13 protein-coding genes are annotated in these 20,067 nt (G+C 46.6%); 4 read left to right on the plus strand and 9 right to left on the minus strand.

The genetic code is table 11. The features are described from left to right. Positions 1 to 35: 35 nt before the first annotated feature. From GA693_RS08165 to pilG, 6 genes are all read right to left on the minus strand, one after another. A complete protein-coding gene (locus GA693_RS08165) occupies positions 36 to 497 on the minus strand; it encodes a hypothetical protein (RefSeq protein WP_075167114.1) in 462 nt (153 codons plus the stop codon). Beyond that, positions 494 to 4,987 carry a hybrid sensor histidine kinase/response regulator gene (locus GA693_RS08170; RefSeq protein ID WP_160241099.1) on the minus strand — a complete coding sequence of 1,498 codons (4,494 nt, stop codon included), beginning with the start codon at positions 4,985 to 4,987 and terminating at the stop codon, positions 494 to 496. Before GA693_RS08170 ends, GA693_RS08165 begins: the two co-directional genes overlap by 4 nt. 156 nt (positions 4,988 to 5,143) lie before the next feature. Continuing rightward, entirely contained in the window at positions 5,144 to 7,216 is a 2,073-nt protein-coding gene (locus GA693_RS08175; protein WP_160241098.1) for a methyl-accepting chemotaxis protein, read from the minus strand. A gap of 45 nt (positions 7,217 to 7,261) precedes the next feature. After that, positions 7,262 to 7,798, minus strand: a complete 537-nt coding sequence (locus tag GA693_RS08180; protein ID WP_005179538.1) for a chemotaxis protein CheW — start codon at positions 7,796 to 7,798, stop codon at positions 7,262 to 7,264. A gap of 3 nt (positions 7,799 to 7,801) precedes the next feature. Then, positions 7,802 to 8,170, minus strand: a complete 369-nt coding sequence (locus GA693_RS08185; protein ID WP_005179539.1) for a response regulator — start codon at positions 8,168 to 8,170, stop codon at positions 7,802 to 7,804. A 16-nt stretch (positions 8,171 to 8,186) separates the two neighbouring features. Then, positions 8,187 to 8,570, minus strand: coding sequence for a twitching motility response regulator PilG (gene pilG, locus GA693_RS08190; protein ID WP_005179541.1), 384 nt, complete (start codon positions 8,568 to 8,570; stop codon positions 8,187 to 8,189). Positions 8,571 to 8,899: 329 nt separating this feature from the next. On the opposite strand from pilG, the gene GA693_RS08195 reads away from it, so the two are divergent. The 4 genes from GA693_RS08195 (at position 8,900) to GA693_RS08210 (ending at position 15,617) form a co-directional block, all read left to right on the plus strand. After that, positions 8,900 to 9,493, plus strand: a complete 594-nt coding sequence (locus tag GA693_RS08195) for a hypothetical protein (RefSeq protein WP_171525083.1) — start codon at positions 8,900 to 8,902, stop codon at positions 9,491 to 9,493. A 54-nt stretch (positions 9,494 to 9,547) separates the two neighbouring features. Continuing rightward, the gene (locus GA693_RS08200) at positions 9,548 to 10,693 is read left to right on the plus strand and encodes an efflux RND transporter periplasmic adaptor subunit (RefSeq protein ID WP_104488693.1); all 1,146 of its coding nucleotides are present in this window, start codon (positions 9,548 to 9,550) and stop codon (positions 10,691 to 10,693) included. A gap of 6 nt (positions 10,694 to 10,699) precedes the next feature. Continuing rightward, positions 10,700 to 13,804, plus strand: a complete 3,105-nt coding sequence (locus GA693_RS08205; RefSeq protein ID WP_160241097.1) for an efflux RND transporter permease subunit — start codon at positions 10,700 to 10,702, stop codon at positions 13,802 to 13,804. A 97-nt stretch (positions 13,805 to 13,901) separates the two neighbouring features. After that, positions 13,902 to 15,617 (plus strand): proline--tRNA ligase, encoded by a 1,716-nt coding sequence (locus GA693_RS08210; RefSeq protein ID WP_127801595.1) that lies wholly within the window; start codon positions 13,902 to 13,904, stop codon positions 15,615 to 15,617. 54 nt (positions 15,618 to 15,671) lie between these two features. Here the strand turns inward: GA693_RS08210 and GA693_RS08215 are convergent, their stop codons facing one another. From GA693_RS08215 to GA693_RS08225, 3 genes are read right to left on the minus strand one after another with little or no spacing between them, the layout of a single operon-like run. Then, positions 15,672 to 17,090 carry a hypothetical protein gene (locus GA693_RS08215; protein ID WP_160241096.1) on the minus strand — a complete coding sequence of 473 codons (1,419 nt, stop codon included), beginning with the start codon at positions 17,088 to 17,090 and terminating at the stop codon, positions 15,672 to 15,674. A gap of 29 nt (positions 17,091 to 17,119) precedes the next feature. Continuing rightward, complete coding sequence (locus GA693_RS08220; RefSeq protein WP_160241095.1) at positions 17,120 to 19,375, minus strand: DUF6160 family protein; 2,256 nt, start codon at positions 19,373 to 19,375, stop codon at positions 17,120 to 17,122. A gap of 27 nt (positions 19,376 to 19,402) precedes the next feature. Continuing rightward, on the minus strand, positions 19,403 to 20,056 hold the full coding sequence (locus GA693_RS08225) for a hypothetical protein (RefSeq protein WP_160241094.1): 654 nt from the start codon (positions 20,054 to 20,056) through the stop codon (positions 19,403 to 19,405). Positions 20,057 to 20,067: the final 11 nt, after the last annotated feature.

A 20,067-nucleotide genomic window follows, 5' to 3' on the forward strand; every position in this document is an offset into this window, starting at 1 on the left:
AGTTCCTTTTTTTGTGTCTGTTGCCAACTGTTAAATTAGCTATTCAAACCCAGACTGGCCTGAATATGTGCCAGATTCGGGACATGGAATACCTGCTCACCCATACGCACATACTGGAATACCGCCGGATGTTGGCCTTCACGCTCATCATCAACCACTTCCGAAATACGCAGACGGATGGTTTTTGGCATGGCATTGCACATCAGGGCAAAGCGCTGATCAATTTCATCACCTTCAATCACCAAGGCAACGCCCTGATTTTGCTCTGGATGGGTAACACGATATACCGGCAGTTTTAGATCATGCCACTCGACATGATCGACCGCGGTAGAACTGTCCAGCGCCGACAGGACAATATTCTGCGGAATCAGCATATCTTCCTGATCATGACATTCCACAATATAGGCATCAATAAAGCCGGTCGAAACGGTAATCAGATGTTGCAGTTCCTGCTGGCTAATCTGGTCGATTTTGCTGGTGCTGTTGCTTTGACTCATGCTTTAGCCTCACTGCTATGCAAAATGTTTTCAATATTGGCAAGCAATTCTGCTTCCTGGAACGGTTTACCCATATAGTGCGTTACCCCCAAGCTAAAGGCACGTTCGCGGTGTTTTTCACCGGTACGCGAGGTAATCATGATAATTGGCAAGTCACGATGGATGTCATGGTGGCGTACCAGGTTGGTCACCTCAAAGCCATCCATACGCGGCATTTCAATATCCAGCAGCATCAGATCCGGTTTGACATTTTCCAGCTGCTCAATCGCATCGACACCGTCTTTGGCCGTGACCACATCAAAGCCCTGACGTTCGAGCAGACGTGACGTGACCTTACGTACGGTCACCGAGTCATCCACAATCATCACCAGACGACGGGTATCACGACGCTGTACTTCACGCGGCTCCATCACATGCTTGATGCGCTGGGTTGCCTGAATCTGACGGGCAATATTCTGACCATCCAGAATCAGACAGACCTGACCATCACCGAGAATGGTCGCGCCGGCAATCGAACCCACGCTGGAGAACTGCTGGCCAATCGGTTTCATCACAATCTGGCCACGTGAACCAATCAGCTGATCGACCAGTAAGGCAATGGTCTGACCAGTATTGCCTTTAATCAGCAGCACCGGCAATGAATGCGCGATATTGCTTAAACGCGGCAATGGCTGATTGGCAACAAACTCGGACAGATAGCGCAACTTATAGTTTTGCTGATCAATCTTGAAGTAGTCATCTTTGCTGCTGAAGTAACTTTCCAGCGCAGAAGGTGAAATTCGTACAATACGGTCAATTTGCGCCAATGGAATTGCGAACTGCTGATCGCCAACTTTTACCATCAAGGCATCGGATACCGCCACTGTGGTCGGTACGCGAATACTGAAAGTAGTGCCTTTACCGAGTTCAGAATCGACCTCGACATGGCCGCCCAGCGCTTTAATTTCGCTTTGCACCACGTCCAGACCGACGCCACGACCTGAAATCTGGGTCACGGCTTGTGCGGTACTAAAGCCCGGATGGAAAATCAGCTGCAGAATTTCTTTCTTGTCCAGCTGCTGCTCTGGCTGAATCAGGCCAAGGCTCAGGGCTTTGGCGTGAATTTTGGTTTCATCAATACCTTTACCATCATCGGTAAAGCTAATCAGTACATCGGTACCCTGACGGCCAATGTTCAGCTCAATCTGGCCCACTTCCGGCTTCGCTGCCTGTTTACGTACAGCGGCATCTTCCAGACCATGGTCCACCGCATTACGCAGCATGTGTTCAAATGGTGAAATCAGGCGTTCCAGAATAGTCCGGTCCAGCTCGCCTTCGGTATTGTGTACCACCAGCTCGGCAGGACGGTTTAAGGTCGATGAAGTCTGACGCACAATCCGCTGTAAACGTGGCAACATGCGCGAGAACGGTACCAGACGGGTGCGCATCAGGCTTTCCTGAATTTCTGCCTGAATCCGCGACTGTTGCAGTAACAGACCTTCAGCATCACGAATCTTGTCCGCCAGCGTGGTCTTAAAGTCCACCAAGTCCGACGCCGATTCCGCCAACGATTTCGACAGCTGGTTCAAGGAGGAGTACTGGTCCATCTCCAGCGGGTCGAAGTCGGTATAGCGTGAATGTTCATCACCATGTTTGGCAATAATCTGGCTTTCCAGCTCGCCTTCCATTCGGCGTAACTGATCGGCCAGACGTTTAATCGCCAGTTCCATTTCATTCAGGGTACCGCCCAGCTGACCCAGCTCCATCTCGATTCGCGAGCGGTTAATCGCGTTTTCACCCGACAGGTCAATCATCTTCTCAACCAGATCAGCCGAAATACGGATCATCTCATTGCTGTTATCCAGCTGTGCGGTTTCGCTCCATTCACCCTGCATGGATGGCGGCTCGGCACCATCACCCTGCACAAATTCGAAGGTTTTGCTTGGCGCCAGCAGATCGGCGGTATTGAAGCGTTCTGGCAGCTGCGCCGTCGCATTGACGTATTCAATCGACTCCAGGCTGGCTTTCAGGCTATCAAAATTGCTGTAATCGCGCTGGAAGATGGCTTCTTTTAACCAGGCCACAGTGGTGTTCAGCAAGGCATCATAGGCATTGGAATTAAACTGATGCACCGCGAACTGTTCAAAGGTATTTTCCAGCTGATAGGCAATCACGGCCACCGGCTCGATTTCGGCCATACGCGCGCCGCCTTTCAGGCTGTGCGCAGCACGTTGTAACTGCAGCAAAATGCTTCGGTCACTACGATGGTCAAACCACTGCTTTAACAGGCTTTCTGTGGTGTCGAGCAGCTCTTCAGCTTCTTCCAGGAAGGTTTCTTCCACAATCGAATGCAGATTGTCTTCACCGTCATTTTCAGTAGTAGATACCGCATCTGTAGGGATGGTTTGCTCAGCCAGGGTCGGTGCATCTTCCAGTACCGGTTCGCTGCTGGTGTCTGGCTGCTCATCTTCAGGCGCAGTATAGGCTGTTTCTGCAGGTGCTGGCTGTTCCAGTTCAAACTCAAGTGCAGATGCATCAGACTGTTGTACATCTGCGCTAGAGGTTGCTTCAGCCGCCACTGCCAGCGATTCAGCTTCAACCAGTTGACCTTGGGCCAGTTCGCTAATATTTTCCAGAATCGCCAGTGATTCTTGCGCCGGATAATCGACCTGCTGTTCACGGATGGTCTGGATACGGTCCGCAATATTGTCCTGAACCAAACGGATAATCTGAATCAATGCGGTCGATGCGCTCATCTGACGGTTAATGATGCGCTCATAAATGGTTTCTAAATGGTGCGCAATCAGACCGATATGGCTGGCTGCAATCATGTTGGCACCACCTTTTAAGGTGTGCAAATGGCGCATCAGATTGTTCAGCGCAGCAGTATTGCTCGGGTCTTGGCTCCAGCTGTTAACATCCTGGTCAATACCCGTAAGTAACTCTTCGGCCTCTTCCAGGAAAATGTCCAGCAGGTCTGGATCAAAGTCCTTGTTGGCTTCAGCACTATCCATGTATTGACGGTCAGCTTCCAGACGCTGTGACAATACGGCCAGATTCAGCCCAGCACCGGCTTCAACCGTTTCGGTTACAGCTTCTGTGGTATCAGTTTCTGGGCTTAGTGCTTCAATATCCTGCTGTACAAAGGCACTCAGGTTATTGATGATCTGCTGAGCATCTTCGCTTAAGCTGACGCGTTGCCCGGCAGCCAGGGTATCAAACAGATGGATAAATTCCTGATGCGCCTGTCCAAATAATTCAAAGGCATAATCGCTATGCAGCAGGCTTGGCTTGTCCAGCAAGGCCGCATAGGCCAGTTGTAATTCCTGGGTAAAATCATGAATACCCTGAGAGGCGCGGTTATCGGTACGCTCTACCAGCAGCTTCGCCTGATGGCTCAGGGTCTGGATATATTCCGGATATTCAGCCTGCGCACGCTGGTCAAATTCGAACTCAGCATCGAGCAACTGATCAATATTCAGTTCAATCAGCTTGGATACCAGACCTTGCGGATTCACTGATTCATCAACATCTTCCAGGCTAAAGCCATAGTTCTGCCATGCAGTATTGAAGGTCTGATAAATCCGGTCCATGCCGGCACTGTCATTCTGCGGCAACAGATGCAGATAATCCCGCACAAATTCAGCATATTGCAGCAACAGTGCGGTTTCTTTAGAGGTCGATTCAATTTCATCCTGCAACAGGGTCTTGAACAGGTTTTCGACCTTGGAGCTGGCATCAAAAATCTGCTCGATGTGTGCCATGGATGAACTGCCGCGCAAGGTATGCAGGGCACGAATCAGGCCATTGTAATCTTGAGTTTTCAGCTCATCATGTGCCAGGAAGCGGTCCACCGTTAACAGGTGTTCTTCCGCTTCTTCAATAAAGATGGCCAGTGTTTCAGCTGCTAGCGGATCTTCTTCAACACTATCAGCCACAGCCAGCTCGGTGTCTGCAGCAACCTGCTCATCAGTACTTGCTGTATCAAACTCCAGACCGGTGATACTGTCGCTGGACCTTAGGCTGCTTGCCAGTTGTAACAGCTCTTCTAAAGCCGGTTCAGGACTTAAATTTTGTTGTAATTGTTGTCCTAATAGCACCAATGGACGCAGGTCTAGTGCCATCGGCTGAGCATGTTTAAAGCTTGGATAAAGTTTGTATTCAAAGACGTTCGCCACCGCGGTTGCAAACTGCTGCACCTGCGCTGACAGGGTCAGGCTACCGGAAATGACCCGGTTTAAGGTATCTTCAACCGTCCAGGCCAGCTCTCCTGCCGACTTGGCCCCAACCATGCGTCCAGAACCTTTTAAGGTATGAAAATGACGGCGAATGGTGGTTAGCGTTTCCTGATCGTTAGGCTGCGTGGCCCATTGAGCCAACAGGTCTTTTAGCTCAACGAAGATTTCTTCAATTTCTTCAACAAAAATTTCTAGAATTTCTGCATCTTGATCAAGATAACTATCTTCAGGAAGCGCAGTCGTTTCAACTAAATTTTTTAATATTTCTTTCATAGCTAAGGCTTCTTATGTTTTCAGCGCCCAGCGGCACTCAAACTTAATTGTAACCATCACGTGTAACCTAACCCTGAAGTTAAGCTGATCTTGTCGATGCTTGGCTTGATCTGTGTAAAACAGAGAGCTTCCCGAAAGAAGCTCTCTGTGGCTTCCTTAGTCCGGAAGTTTAAAGTCGGTTACAGATTCACGTAATGATTCTGCCATGCTGGCCAGTTCAGAAACCGAACGTGCCGTATCGAAGGTTGCTGTTGTGGTTTGCGAGGTAATTTCCTGTACGACGTTCATCGTGGTCGCAATATGACCCGCCGAAGCCGACTGCAGTTTCGCAGCGTCAGAAATGTTGGCAATCAGTTTCGCCAGGTTATTCGATACCGTCTGAATTTCATCCAGTGCCACACCGGCATCCTTGGTCAAGTTCGCACCACGAACAACCTCAGAGGTGGTTTGTTCCATCGAAATTACCGCTTCGTTGGTATCGGTCTGAATGGTTTTAACCAGCGTTTCAATCTGCTTGGTTGCAGATGCTGAACGTTCCGCAAGACGCTGTACTTCGTCGGCTACGACCGCGAAACCACGACCTGCTTCACCGGCCATCGACGCCTGAATTGCTGCGTTTAAAGCCAGAATGTTAGTCTGGTCGGCAATATCGTTAATCAGGGCAACGATGTTACCAATTTCCTGCGAAGATTCACCCAGACGTTTAATACGTTTCGAGGTTTCCTGAATCTGCTCACGAATGATATCCATACCCTGAATTGAACGGTTTACAACTTCCGCACCATTCGATGCAATTTGTACTGAACGTTCCGCAACCGCTGCAGATTCTTCGGCGTTGGCAGATACCTGGTCAATCGACATCGCCATTTCGTTAATCGCGGCAGATGCACCGGCAATTTCCTGCGCCTGGTGTTCAGATGCTTCGGCCAGCTGGTTGGTAATTTCCTGAGTATTGGCGGTATAACGCGCTACTTCGTGAGAAGTTTCATGAATACGCGATACCAGGTCACGTAACTGGTCAATTGCGAAGTTAATCGAGTCGGCAATCGCACCGGTAAAGTCTTCCGATACGGTCGCGTATGAACGCAAGTCACCATCCGCCAGGTCGGCAATTTCATCCAGTAAACGTAAAATCGCGTTCTGGTTACGGTCATATTCGTCTTGCAGACGGGTTACACGCTGTTTATCGGATTGACCACGTAAAGTCAGTAATTTGAATACCAGTACCAGGAAGACCAATAAGCTGGCAATTAACAGTACGGCCGGAATAATGACTGCCGGGCCTGCACCGCTAGATAATTTATTTAACTGGTTTAACAGCTCATCTGACTGACTAAAAATGTCCGATGCAGCCTGACGTACACGTACAATCTGCGCCGAGTTATTTAATACCGTTGCCGATGCAGATTTTAAAACGTCATCATATTCAAACTGGATGCCTTCTAAAGCTTCACGTAGGCCTGGGTCCGCAATACGCTGTACACCGAGCTCTGCACTACCGTTCAGCTGGGCATTCAAGTAAGCACCGAATGTTTCGGTATCGGCACTGAAGTCATCAGCAGATTCACGCGAGTTTTCTGAACCGGTTAATACCGAGCTGATTGAACGCAGGATACGTTCTGCAATGAACACCTGGTTCTTGGCAATAACCACCTGGCTACTTGGCATGTCCTGACGTGCCATCTGGTCAACCATCAGGTTATATTCGGCCTGAATCCCCGGAATGGTTTCACTGATCGCGATGTTGGTGTCATACAGTTTGCTAATAATAGCCTGTTGCGAGCTGATCGCATCAATATTCTGAGAAACTTTGGCCCAGTCGGCTTCGACTTTTTCCAGCTCGGCCGAGTTACTGCCAATATCTTTTACCGTTTCCAGATTTTCTTTAAAGCTTTGTTGTGACTGGGTCAGCTTCTGGATCGATTCTTTGGTGCCTGAAGCAGTGGCTTCAGTGGCCTGACGTGAAATGGTCTGCGATAACAAACGTAATTCACCCAGACTCTGGGTTAACTGGTTGGTACGCGGTACGCTATAGAATAAAGACAAAAGACTGATAATCGAGACCAACAGCGCAACTGCGGCAATGAAAATAAGTGGCTTTGATTTATTGGTATCACCGAATACACGCGCAAACTGGTCAATTTGCGTCTGTAATTTTGCGACCGATGCCGAACCGCTTTTGCGGTTGGTTCCATCGCCTGAGTTTTTCTTTTTAAGTTTAAAGCCCATGCAGCTTCTCCCCGATTTTCGCCTTTATATATGCGTACGCGATAGTTAATTTATAAATTTTATAGATGCGTTCATAAATTTTGGGTTTTGCAATAAACGACTAAATAAGAAAATATGCCATTGCTGGTTATGCTGGTGGAAATACCCCTGACAATATTCTTGTAAATTACTATCTAAATCATTGTGTTTAGAAAAGAAACTTTTCTTATTAAAGTGTTGGATCCCCAAAACTTGATCTACAACCAAACCGACATAATGGTCTTGATGACTAATACACATTACTTTTTGAGTCGGTGAATAAGCACTGCTATGTCCAGAAACATAATGTGCCAAGTCTGAAACTGAGAGTAATCGGCCCCGGATATTGGCCAGCCCCATGACCCAGTTCTGGGTGTTGGGTACCGGCGTATATTTTGGTGGATAGATAACCTCAGTGACTTCCCCCAACGGGGCAACGAAATATTGCCCCATCATCTCAAACGCAATGCCAGACCATCGGTTTACTTCATTTTCAGTTGTAACGTAGTTTTTATTTCCCCGTTTAGACAACCGAAGTAATTCGATAAATCCATTTGCGGCCATAAGTTATCCTGCATTCAGGTGTTGATTAATAACATCTATTAATTGTTGTTCATCTACAGGTTTAGTCAGATAATCGCTGGCACCCTGACGTTTCCCCCAAACGCGGTCAGTGGCTTGGTCTTTGGTACTCACGATCACAATTGGAATATGCTTGGTGGTATCCCCACGGGCAATTTGACGGGTCGCCTGGAAACCGTTTACACCCGGCATCACCACATCCATCAGCACCAAGTCAGGAAGCTCGGCCTGTGCCATGGTCACCCCGTCTGCACCATTGGCTGCTTCAAGCACTTCAAAACCATGCTTGGTCAGAATTTCTTTGAAGCGGAATGTTTCTGTTGGAGAATCATCTACAATTAAAATACGTGCCATCTTTATATTCCCCGAGTTATGCGCTTACGTGATTACGAATCGCGTTTAAAAGCTCATCTTTACTAAAAGGTTTGGTTAAATATTCATCTGAACCCACCACGCGGCCTTTGGCCTGATCGAACAGACCATCTTTACTGGACAGCATGATGACTGGAATATTCTGGTAGTTTTGCGAGTTTTTAATTAATGCGCAGGTTTGATAGCCATCTAGACGTGGCATCATGATGTCAACAAAAACGATATCCGGATTTGCATCGGCAATTTTAGACAATGCTTCAAAACCGTCGACGGCAGTGACCACTTCATAGCCTTCACGCTGTAATAAAGTTTCAGCTGTACGACGAATGGTTTTTGAATCATCAATCACCATGACTTTTAGATTTTGGAGTTTATCGTCCATTTAATGACCCTTCCCATTTTGTTTGTACAAGCAATTCGGTGTAGTAGAATTTTATTTACATAATTATGGTTATTTTTAACATATCTTTACTTTAGGTTTCAATGAACAGTTTTTGCCCAAACCTACACTTTATAGAAACTTTGTATAACTGCTTCACACTTTTCCATGACCATTGATTTTTTTTTGTCTATTGTATTTTTTAAATTTCTGATTCTGGTCTAATATAACAGTTTAAAGACTTAAAAATAAGTAAATTAGTCAACTTTATCTCGGGGAAGCTTGTGCGTACTTTTTTTCAAAAAGCTCTCACAAAAAGGGCGCATACATCATTGTTCAGTAAATCGTTGCTGGGCCTGCTGCTGGCTTTACAGATAGGACAGCTGTCTGCCAATACCGACAACAAGCCGGCGTGGTATCGCTACTACGATAAAAACGGCGTGGCCAATATCAGCAGCAATGTTACGCCAAACCATATCCGCTATGGCTATGAAGCACTGGACCGCAACATGCAGGTGATTCAGCGTGCGCGTCCCTATAATAGCGAAACCGATGCCCGTCAGGCGCCACAACGTGCCGCGCAGGCCCGTCAGCGCGAGCAGGATTTAAAACTAAAACAGGCCTATACCAACAGTCATATTGCTACCCAGCAACGTGACAATGCGCTGGCACATATTAAAAAGCAGATTGCCTTTCAGCAGGAACAGTTAAAACAATTACAGAATGACCGGATTGTGTTTAAACGTCAGGAAATGGAATATCTGCGCAAAGTCAAACCGGTCCCGGAACAGCTGAAAAACAATTTAAACAACAACCTGACCAACTTAAATCAGAAAAGACAGCAGATTCAATCGTTACAAACGAGCTATCGAAAAACACAGGCAGAATACGACAGAATTATTACTCGCTTAAAAGCACTTGAATAAAGTGAAGTTTTTAATTGAATTGTCATGTGACAAGAAAAATAAGGATAAATATGCATGCGACCAGCACCGCGTATATCACATACTTCTACCCGTTTTCGTACGCCCCTACTCGGCCTCAGTACACTTTGCCTGTGCCTGCTGCTGACCGCCTGCCAGAACTCAGAACCGGAACAGGCCCGTAGCGAAGCAGAAACCATTGAACTGATTCAGGATGATGTGGTGGCCGTGCAAACCGGCGACTCGGTGTCCAAATCTGCCTTTACCGGCACTATTCGTGCCGTACAACACAGTAGCATTCAGGCACAGGTCACTGCCACCGCCAGTGCAGTCAATGCGCAAGTGGGTCAGCGGGTTAGCAAAGGTCAGGTGCTGGTCCGTTTAAACAATCAGGATAATGCCGCACGTCTGGCGCAAGCACGCGCCAACCTTGCCTCCACGCAGGCACAAGCCAATCAGGCCCGGGTGATGATGGAGCGTAAACGTCGCCTGCTGAATCAGGGCTTTATTTCCAAAGTTGAATATGAACAAAGTCAGGTCGATTATCGTGCCCAGCTGGAAAATGTCCGTGCCCAGCAGGCCAATGTCGATATTGCCGAAAAAGCCGATCGCGATGGCACCATTCTCAGCCCGATTAACGGCGTGATTACCCAGCGTCAGGTCGAACCTGGCCAGACGGTTTCTGCCGGCCAGACCCTGTTTGAAATTGTTAATCCGGACCGGCTGGAAATTCAGGCCAAACTGCCAAGTGACCAGCAGTCTGCACTCAAGGTCGGCCAAAAGATTGAATATAAAATTCAGGGCAATCCGGCCCAACTGACCGCCACCTTAAGCCGGGTATCTCCGATTGCCGATCTGGCCAGTCGTCAGATCGAGTTTTTTGCCACACCCAATGAATCCATCAACTCGCTCAGCATCGGTGCCTTTGTTGAAGGCAATATTGTTTCATCCAACTCGATTTCTGGTCAGCTGATTCCTTTAGACACCATTCAGGATATACAAAACAAACCTTATGTCTGGGCCATTCGCCAGAACAAGATTGTCCGGATCGATATTCACGTGCTCGAGCAGCGCTATAGTGACAATACCGCCATTGTAAGCGGATTGCAGGCCGGCGATTTAGTGAGTCGGGTCAAGTTTAGTCCGCAGAATGAACAGCAACCGGTCAGCATCAGCCAGACCGCCGAAAACGCCTCAGGATAGAAAACTATGTGGTTTACCCGAATTAGTGTCAAATATCCCGTTTTTACGGTCATGATGATGCTGTGTCTGATGGTGCTGGGTCTGGCTTCCTGGCAGCGTATGGGCGTTGAAGAATTTCCGGATGTCGATTTCCCGTTTGTGGTGGTCTATACCAACTATCCGGGCGCCTCGCCGGAAACGGTTGAATCTGAAATTACCAAGAAAATGGAAGATCAGATCAACACCATTTCCGGTCTCAAACAGGTAATTTCCCAGTCCAGTGAGGGCCTCTCCACCATTATTGCCGAGTTCAACTTGGAGGTATCTTCTGCCGTAGCAGCGCAGGATGTACGCGATAAAATTGCCAGTGTCACCGCCGAATTCCGTGATGAAATCCAGGACCCGGTGGTGGAGCGTTACGACCCGACGGCCAACGCGATTATGTCGATTGTGTTTGAATCCGAGCAGATGTCACTGCGTGATTTAAGTGCTTATCTGGACCAACGCATTGTGCCGCAACTGCGCACTGTACCGGGGGTGGGAACAGTCAATTTACTCGGTGATGCACAGCGCCAGATCCGGATTGAAGTACAACCGGAAAAACTGCAAAGTTTCGGGATTGGCGTAGATCAGGTCATCAACACCCTAAAAGCAGAAAATGTTGAAGTGCCGGGCGGCACCCTGAAACAGGCCAACAGCGAACTGGTGGTTGAAATTAATTCCAAGGTCATCCATCCGCTGGCCTTTGGGGACCTGATTATTGCCAATAAAAATGGCGCACCGATTTATCTGAAACAGGTCGCTGACATTCAGGACAGCCAGGCCGAGCTAGAGTCCAGTGCCTTTTTAGATGGCAAAACTGCGGTTGCGGTGGATATTCTGCGCAGTTCAGATTCTAATGTCATTGAGGTGGTCGATAACACCTATAAAGTGCTGGATGACCTTCAGCAACAATTGCCTGAGGGCACCACAGCCAAAGTGGTGGTCGACAGTTCCAAAGGCATTCGCGGCAGTATCCGTGATGTGGCCCGCACCATTATTGAAGGTGCAGCACTGGCAGTACTGATCGTCCTGCTGTTTTTAGGCTCGTTCCGCTCCACCGCCATTACCGGCCTGACCCTGCCAATTGCCCTGCTCGGCACATTGACCTTTATCTGGGCCTTTGGTTTTACCATCAACATGATGACCTTGCTGGCCCTGTCTTTAAGTATTGGTCTGCTGATTGATGACGCGATTGTGGTGCGGGAAAATATTGTCCGTCATGCCGACATGGGCAAAGATCATGTTAGCGCAGCGCTGGATGGTACCAAAGAAATTGGTCTGGCAGTTCTGGCCACCACCCTGACCATTGTCGCGGTATTCCTGCCGGTGGCCTTTATGGGCGGGATTATTGGCCGTTTCTTCTATCAGTTTGGGGTCACGGTCAGTACCGCAGTTTTAATTTCCATGTTTGTCAGCTTTACCCTGGACCCGATGCTGTCGGCACACTGGGCCGAGCGTAAGAACCCCAACAAACAGCCAGGCCGGGTGAAACGTTTTCTGAACTGGATTTCCACCAAACTGGACAATCTTAGTCATGTCTATGAAAAGCTGCTGAAACTGGCCTTACGCTTCCGCCTGATTACCCTGCTGATTGCCGTAGCCTCGTTATTTGGCGCACTCGGTTTATCCAAACTGATTGGTACCGAATTTGTACCGGTACCGGACAAAGGTGAAATCCGGATTAAGTTTGAAACTCCGGTGGATGCCTCGCTGGAATATTCACAAGCCAAACTGAAACAGGTCGATCAGATTATTCGCCAGCATCCACAGGTCATTTCTACCTATGGTTCGGTCAACAGCCTGACTGACCGCGGTAAAAACCATGTCAATTTACGCGTGCGGGTTACACCGCGAAATGAGCGTGAACAAACCCTGACCGAGCTGAACAATGAATTCCGTGAACGCCTGCAAACCGTGGCTGGCATTCGCGTTACTTCGGTGGCCTCGGCAGATGAAACCGTATCGGGCGGGCAAAAACCGGTGATGATTTCGATTAAAGGGCCGGATTTAAACCAGCTACAACAGATTTCTGACCGCTTTATACTGGAAATTGCCAAGGTAGACGGTATTGTCGATCTGGAAAGCTCCTTGAAAGAACCGAAACCGACACTGGAAGTGCAAATCAACCGGGTACTGGCCAGTGATTTAGGCCTGTCTGTGAACCAGATTGCCAACGTGATTCGTCCGCTGATTGCCGGCGATGATGTCACCACCTGGCAAGATGAAAACGGCGAAACCTATGATGTAAATGTCCGTCTGACTGAAGACCGCCGCAGCCTGCCGGGTGATGTCCATCAGATGTCGCTGACCTCACAAAAAACCGATGCCAATGGTCAAGCCATTCTGGTGCCGTTGGCCAGCGTGGCCAGCTTTGAAGAAAATCTTGGTGCTTCGCAGATTAACCGTCGTGATCTGGCCCGTGAGGTTCTGGTCGAAGCCAATACCGCAGGTCGCCCAGCTGGTGATATTGGCCGGGACATTGAAGCCATTCAAAACAACTTTGAATTGCCACCGGGTTACAGCTTCGATACCCAAGGTTCCAATGCCGATATGGCTGAATCTGCGGGTTATGCACTGACCGCCATCACCCTGTCGATTGTGTTTATTTACATTGTGCTGGGCTCGCAATTTAACAGCTTTATTCACCCAGCTGCGATTATGGCCTCGTTGCCACTGTCGCTGATTGGGGTGTTTTTGGCGCTGTTCCTGCTGAACTCCACCATGAACCTGTTCTCGATTATCGGGATTATCATGCTGATGGGACTGGTCACCAAGAACGCCATCCTGCTGATCGACTTTATTAAAAAGGCCATGAACAGAGGTGAGCCGCGTTATGAGGCGATTATTCAGGCCGGTAAAACCCGTTTACGCCCGATTCTAATGACCACGTCTGCCATGGTAATGGGCATGGTCCCGCTGGCACTCGGTCTGGGTGAAGGCGGCGAACAGAGTGCCCCCATGGCCCATGCGGTAATTGGCGGGGTGATTACCTCGACCCTGCTCACGCTGGTGGTGGTGCCCGTCATCTTCACCTATCTGGATGATTTCAAGAATTTCATGCTGCGCCAAAGCCGCAAACTGATGTCTTGAGCCAGAAGAAAACACAATGAGGTGACATTCCGAATGTTCACCTCATTTTTTTATCGTATAATCTCTGCTTTCACGATTAATTATCAGGACAGTTTCCATGCGCGCGAGTCGCTTTTTGTTTGCTACGTTAAGAGAAACCCCAAATGATGCTGAAGTGATTTCACATCAGCTCATGTTACGTGCGGGGATGATCCGTAAATTGGCTTCAGGTCTGTATACCTGGTTGCCGATGGGGGTACGCGTATTAAATAAAGTCGAAGCGATTGTCCGTGAAGAAATGAACCGCGCCGGCGCTTTAGAAACCTTTATGCCAGTGACCCAGCCTGCATCATTATGGGAAGAATCGGGCCGTTATGTGCAATATGGTCCAGAATTACTGCGTTTTACCGACCGTCACAACAACCCGTTTGTGCTGGGCCCAACCCATGAAGAAGTGATTACCGATCTGGCACGTACTGAACTGAAAAGTTACAAGCAGCTGCCAATGAACTTCTATCAGATTCAGACCAAATTCCGTGACGAAATCCGTCCACGTTTCGGGGTAATGCGTTCACGTGAATTCATCATGAAAGATGCCTATTCTTTCCACGTTGATCAGGCTTCTTTGCAAGAAACCTATGATGTCATGTATGACACTTACTGCCGTATCTTTAGCCGTCTTGGTCTGGATTTCCGTCCGGTACAGGCCGATACCGGTTCAATTGGTGGTTCAGGTTCCCATGAATTCCACGTTCTGGCAGACAGCGGTGAAGATGATATCGCCTTCTCGACTGAATCAGATTACGCAGCCAATATTGAAATGGCGGAAGCGATTCTGGTCGGTGAGCGCGCAGCGCCAAGCCAAGCCTTAACTGTTGTAGATACTCCAAATCAAAAGACCATCGCGGATGTATCAAGCTTCCTCGGTACGGATCCTGCACATTCTGTTAAAGCTTTACTGGTACAAGGCATTGCCGATGAAAATGGCACTGTTCCGGTGATTGCCCTGTTCCTGCGCGGCGACCATGAACTGAATGAAATTAAAGCTGAAAAGCATCCTTTAATTGCAGCGCCATTAACCTTCGCCACTGAAGAGCAAATTGCTGCGCTTGGCCTGACCACTGGTTTTGTGGGCCCACAAGGTCTAGTTGAAAAAGGCATGACCGTGATTGTCGATCGTGCTGCTTCTGTCTTGTCTGACTTTGTTGCAGGTGCCAACGCCGCAGATCAACACGCTACGGGTGTGAACTGGGAGCGTGATGCACAGTTTACTGAGGTCTATGACCTACGTAATGTGGTGGAAGGCGATCCATCTCCAGATGGTAAAGGTGTACTTCAAATTAAACGCGGAATTGAAGTGGGCCATATTTTCCAGCTGGGTCAAAAATATTCTGAAGCACTGAACTGTAAAGTGTTAGGCGAAGATGGCAAACCATTTGTAGTAACCATGGGCTGTTATGGTATTGGTGTGACCCGTGTCGTGGCTTCTGCAATTGAACAGAATTACGATGAGAAAGGGATTATCTGGCCAGCTGCCATTGCTCCATTTGAAGTCGCAATTGTACCAATGAATGCACACAAGTCACCGCGCACATTAGAAGCTGCAGAAGCCTTATATGCAGAATTAAGTGCTGCCGGTTATGATGTACTACTGGATGACCGTAATGAACGCCCAGGAGTGAAATTCTCTGATCTGGAGTTAACCGGTATTCCACACCGTATTGTGATTGGTGAAAAAGGCTTAGATGCGGGTACTTTTGAATATAAAGGTCGCCGTGATGCTGAATCAACCAACTTAAGCAAAGATGAGTTATTGGCGAAGCTCGCAAAATAATAAGTCTTTGTATATAAAAAATCCCGCTTCAGCGGGATTTTTTAGTTTTAAGGCTTAGCAGAATTTCATACTGCCATAGCAATTACGGTATGGTTGCTCAAGCATTGTAATATTCCCTTGAGCAGCCAAACCGGTTTGTACAATATTGGACATTAAGGTAGTTAAAGGCTGATTAATATTAATCGTAAAAGCATCTTCTAAATACATTGACCATCCCTTGGTTGCTTTTGCATCCTCAGCAAAACCAGGGAAACGAATACCATTCCCTAAAGAAGTTAAGGCAATACCAAACAAGTTAGAGTCAACATCAATTTGATGTACATTGCCTAAATTATAAGGCAAGACATAGGCATTTAATAAAGTAGTGAGTTTAGTACTATAAGCACCATCCAGCTCCAAAGTACCTTGCTCAGGAACAGGAAGATTTAAACCTTTTAATGTTTCCTGTTTCATATAAATTTGAATTCCTGTACGTAATAAAGGCAATAACGTATTTCCAATCGTTTCTGTACCAATAGCACTACACTTGCCAGGATCATGACCGGTACACATTTGGTTAATTGTCAGATTTTGTACAACTTCATCGACCAAGCTTCCTAATTGCAAACCATGGATTTGTACTTGGGTCATACGATTTCCGTTTGCGACAATACCTAAGTTTTCCCGTTGAGCTGCTGCTGTATTAATCGTCTGGTCACGATATTCCACAGTTACAGCACCAAAAAGAAGATTAAGGATTTCAGCATTTTTAACCCCTAAATATGCACTTGCTTCATATTGTTGCTTTTTCCCACCAGCAAGAATACCATAATCACCAACGAAATCTTGAGAATACTTTGAAGCATCTGCATCGGAACAGTTTGCAGTTCCCTGCTTACAGGTAACCGCCACATTGGTTTGTGCCTGAATATATAAATTATTGATTCCAGTTAAATAACCACTAAAATTATTCATAGCACCAATGCTCATCGGGCCTTGGGCTTTATCCGCACCCACTCTTACCCCGACCACTTCACGAGTTGCAGCTTGGTCGCCTCCTTTGATCGCAAATTGGAAAAAGGGATTCGTTAAGACAAAATCTCTTAACTCTTTTTGATTACTTAAACTGTTATCAAAATCTTGGCCTTTGGGCTGTCCTGCAATATTGGTAGGTAAGGTAATACAATTTCCACTCGCGCCCACCACACAGCCCAATGACAGTGCAGAGATATCAATATCACAAGCACCCGCACCATTTTCACCGCCACAGCCAAGTTGCAAGGATTTAATATTGGCATTTAGTGATAACTCAGCATCAATTCCCAGTTTAAAAAAATCTAAACCTTGACTAGCATCTGTTTCTTTCACGACAGAAAATAGAGCCTGTCCTGTCACATCCGATAATTCAGCATCTTCAAGCACAGATAAGGCATGACTTGTGTTCGTCATGGATAAAGCTGAACCTATAAGAGCCCACATTATTGTTTTTTTCATACTCAAATCCTTAAGCCAATTTCATCTACTTAGCGTGGTGTGATCCCTAAAGTGCTACGCATATTGCCACCAGGAATGGTAAAATCAGCAATTTTTTGCATCGTTCCAGATGGAGACATCGCCATTTCTGCTTTAAAAGCTTGTCCCAATCCAGACTGCATTGTCGCTTTATAATTAAAGTTCACCTGATTATCTAAGACCACCGTATCTTGTTTCACTAGAACACGGGCATCTAAACCAACATGACCTTGCATTTTGTTTAAATTTACACTGGAGGTTTTAGTCCCGACGCCATTCCGGTCTTCATTAATCAGGCTGATATAACTGCCCAAAACACTTGGATTATCTTTATCTGTCTCTGCAATCGGATTAAATTCAAAATTTGCTTTTAAAGATAAAAAATTAGTATCGGGTGTGGCATTCGTGGACTCAAGACCAGGAATAATCATAAGTTCACCTTTACCATCAAGCTTGAAGGCTAAAGAAGCCAAGATGTCATCTTTTCTGGCAAAGTTATCGATAGGAACTACCCGGTTCTGGCACTCCACTTCAGCACAGTTATATAAAGAGCCAGGCAACTGACCAATTGCAATTTCAGCTTTTGCAGCCAGCAGCAAGTTATCTGCCTTGACATAAATGCCATCTTCTTCAAAACCAATCACCCCATCCGATTTCAGGTACGCATCTATATTTCTTAGGCCCGCATAATAGTTGACTTCTTCACCACTGTATTTACCGGTCGCACCATCAATAATCAGAATAGAGGTTGTACTTGGTGCGCCTGTTTTCTGGTCAATACCATAGCCTTCCGTCGAAAGTGCCAGGTTATAGCCTAAACCAGAACGGTCAACACCATTACGACTATAATTTTTTGCATACAAAGCCAGGTTGGTATTTAAGTTAAAGATTGGAATACCAATCCCCCACTCGCCAGAAGTTGCGGTAATGGCATCAATCGAGTTATCTGAAATGAATCTGGCCTTACGCGCGATGGCCTGAAAGTCCATGCCTCGCACCGCAATAAGCGCTAAATTCTGTGCATTCTGATCAGGGCTAATGTTATAAATCAATTCTAGAGTATTACTGCCCAGCACCTTTTGCATGTTCTCATTAATAATAAAGTTTAAAGATTTGGCCTGAACGGTATTAATAAAAATATCACCAAAATCAATATAGGCGTTTCGTTTAGTCAAGTCATCAACATTATTACTATCACGTACTGCAAGTGGCGATAAGTTAGAAAATTCAATTGCATAGCTGCCTGTACCTGTATGCCCAATCTCGAGTGTAGTCGGAGCCCTGCCATTGAGTAGCGGGTTGCCTTCTCGGGTAAATTCGGCAGACATCCCCAGATGTAAACCACCCGGGCCGGCTATATCATAACCACCGGCTTGCCGTGTTGTTTCGGTCAAATCGCTTGAATTACGACTAACCGTATTAAACTTTCCAATTCCAGCCTGGTTAGCATTAATAAAGAGCTTACCGTTGGTCACTGCTCCAGAAGCCCCCATACGAATCAGGTTATTCTGGCTTCCCTCTGGACCATAACGTAAATCGATATTCACCCCTGGATTGGTTGCTCCTGACCGGTTATCGGATACATTGGTCAGATCTTCTACCCGCCCTAAATTTACAATATGGTCTTGGCCAGCAGGACTGTTTTTAGTTGCCAGCACAATCCCTTCATCCTGATCCAGATACATATATCCATCTGCAGACAGGTTAAAGTTAAAATCTTTTAAGGTCAGGTTCTGGCCATTTAGACCATAAGAAATACTGGCATTTTTAAGCTCAAAATCTAAATGAGCCAGATCATTCCGGTTAAATAATCCATTACTGGTAATTAGGTTAAAACGTAGCGGTGAAATAGTATGAAAGCTTAAAGACCCCAGGTTCTGATCCGTTTGGTTATCACCACAGTTCGGCTCACAAATGAGCATGATGTTCTTAACTGTAGATTTAAATGGTGAAATACTCGCCTGGATATGCATGCCGACACCATTTGCTGTGGTACCAACGTCAACATCAAGGGTACTTTTAATATTCTGCCCCCCCGAGCTGAGCACTTCAATATCATGCATCCCCAGTTTCATACTTCCGGTATTGTGATAGTCCACCCAGTTCAATTGATCAATTGTCACCTTCGAAACTTCATGGGTAATAGAAATACCATCCTGCCCTGTCACCTGACTGAGACTACGATCAGAAATAGGCTGTAGTGCGTATGCCTGCTGAGCTAAACAGATAGATAAGGCAAGTACATTTAATTTTATTGTTTTATTCATTTCAATGTCCTTTTGAAATCCCAACGCTTAACAGCGGCTGGTTGCAGCTCCTGAGCAGTTATAACTGAAAATTTTGATATCTCCTGACAGATGCAAGTTGCCATGAACATTCAGTCCCATAAATCCCTGTTCCTGTCCCTGATCAAATGAAGGAACCTGAGAACCATTGTTATAGGTGGTATATCGGGTATTGTTTAAATAACCTTCATTACCTGACTCAACCGCCAGACTCGCAAAACCTAGATTCCTGATTTTCAGAGGATGCTGATCATAAAATTTAAGCAGCATCGCTGTTTGTGGATTTTTATCCTTATTAATAATGGTGGTGCCTTCCAAGGAGAATTTATCAATCTGAATCGTGCCTTGAATCTGTTTAAACACCAGCCACTTCTGACCATTTTCATCACGATGATTATTGGGAGAAAAAGCAAAACGGCATAACACATCATTGCTACATTCATACTGATAATTTGCCGTAGTGACCTCACCACTACTGAGTTCGGAAATATTCTTGAGACTCATGTCATTGGCATATTTATGGTTTAAAGAAAGCGTCCAGCTTAAATCGGCACCGCCCTGCCCGACCGTATTTAACAGTTCATCTTGATTTAAACTGACCAGTTGAGCAGAACTGAATGTGCTGACACAAAGAGCCAGTGGAAAGCAGATTTTTTTCAGCATCTCAAATTCCC

The organism is Acinetobacter indicus, from assembly GCF_009914475.1.
Classification (GTDB): Bacteria; Pseudomonadota; Gammaproteobacteria; order Pseudomonadales; family Moraxellaceae; genus Acinetobacter; species Acinetobacter indicus.

What these genes read in the sequence shown, in the direction of transcription:
- GA693_RS08205 (WP_160241097.1), top strand. Translation starts at nt 10,700, where the DNA reads ATGTGGTTTACCCGAATTAGTGTCAAATATCCCGTTTTTACGGTCATG.
- GA693_RS08170 (WP_160241099.1), bottom strand. Translation starts at nt 4,987, where the DNA reads ATGAAAGAAATATTAAAAAATTTAGTTGAAACGACTGCGCTTCCTGAA.
- GA693_RS08215 (WP_160241096.1), bottom strand. Translation starts at nt 17,090, where the DNA reads ATGAAAAAAACAATAATGTGGGCTCTTATAGGTTCAGCTTTATCCATG.
- GA693_RS08175 (WP_160241098.1), bottom strand. Translation starts at nt 7,216, where the DNA reads ATGGGCTTTAAACTTAAAAAGAAAAACTCAGGCGATGGAACCAACCGC.
- pilG (WP_005179541.1), bottom strand. Translation starts at nt 8,570, where the DNA reads ATGGACGATAAACTCCAAAATCTAAAAGTCATGGTGATTGATGATTCA.
- GA693_RS08200 (WP_104488693.1), top strand. Translation starts at nt 9,548, where the DNA reads ATGCGACCAGCACCGCGTATATCACATACTTCTACCCGTTTTCGTACG.
- GA693_RS08180 (WP_005179538.1), bottom strand. Translation starts at nt 7,798, where the DNA reads ATGGCCGCAAATGGATTTATCGAATTACTTCGGTTGTCTAAACGGGGA.
- GA693_RS08165 (WP_075167114.1), bottom strand. Translation starts at nt 497, where the DNA reads ATGAGTCAAAGCAACAGCACCAGCAAAATCGACCAGATTAGCCAGCAG.
- GA693_RS08225 (WP_160241094.1), bottom strand. Translation starts at nt 20,056, where the DNA reads ATGCTGAAAAAAATCTGCTTTCCACTGGCTCTTTGTGTCAGCACATTC.
- GA693_RS08185 (WP_005179539.1), bottom strand. Translation starts at nt 8,170, where the DNA reads ATGGCACGTATTTTAATTGTAGATGATTCTCCAACAGAAACATTCCGC.
- GA693_RS08210 (WP_127801595.1), top strand. Translation starts at nt 13,902, where the DNA reads ATGCGCGCGAGTCGCTTTTTGTTTGCTACGTTAAGAGAAACCCCAAAT.
- GA693_RS08220 (WP_160241095.1), bottom strand. Translation starts at nt 19,375, where the DNA reads ATGAATAAAACAATAAAATTAAATGTACTTGCCTTATCTATCTGTTTA.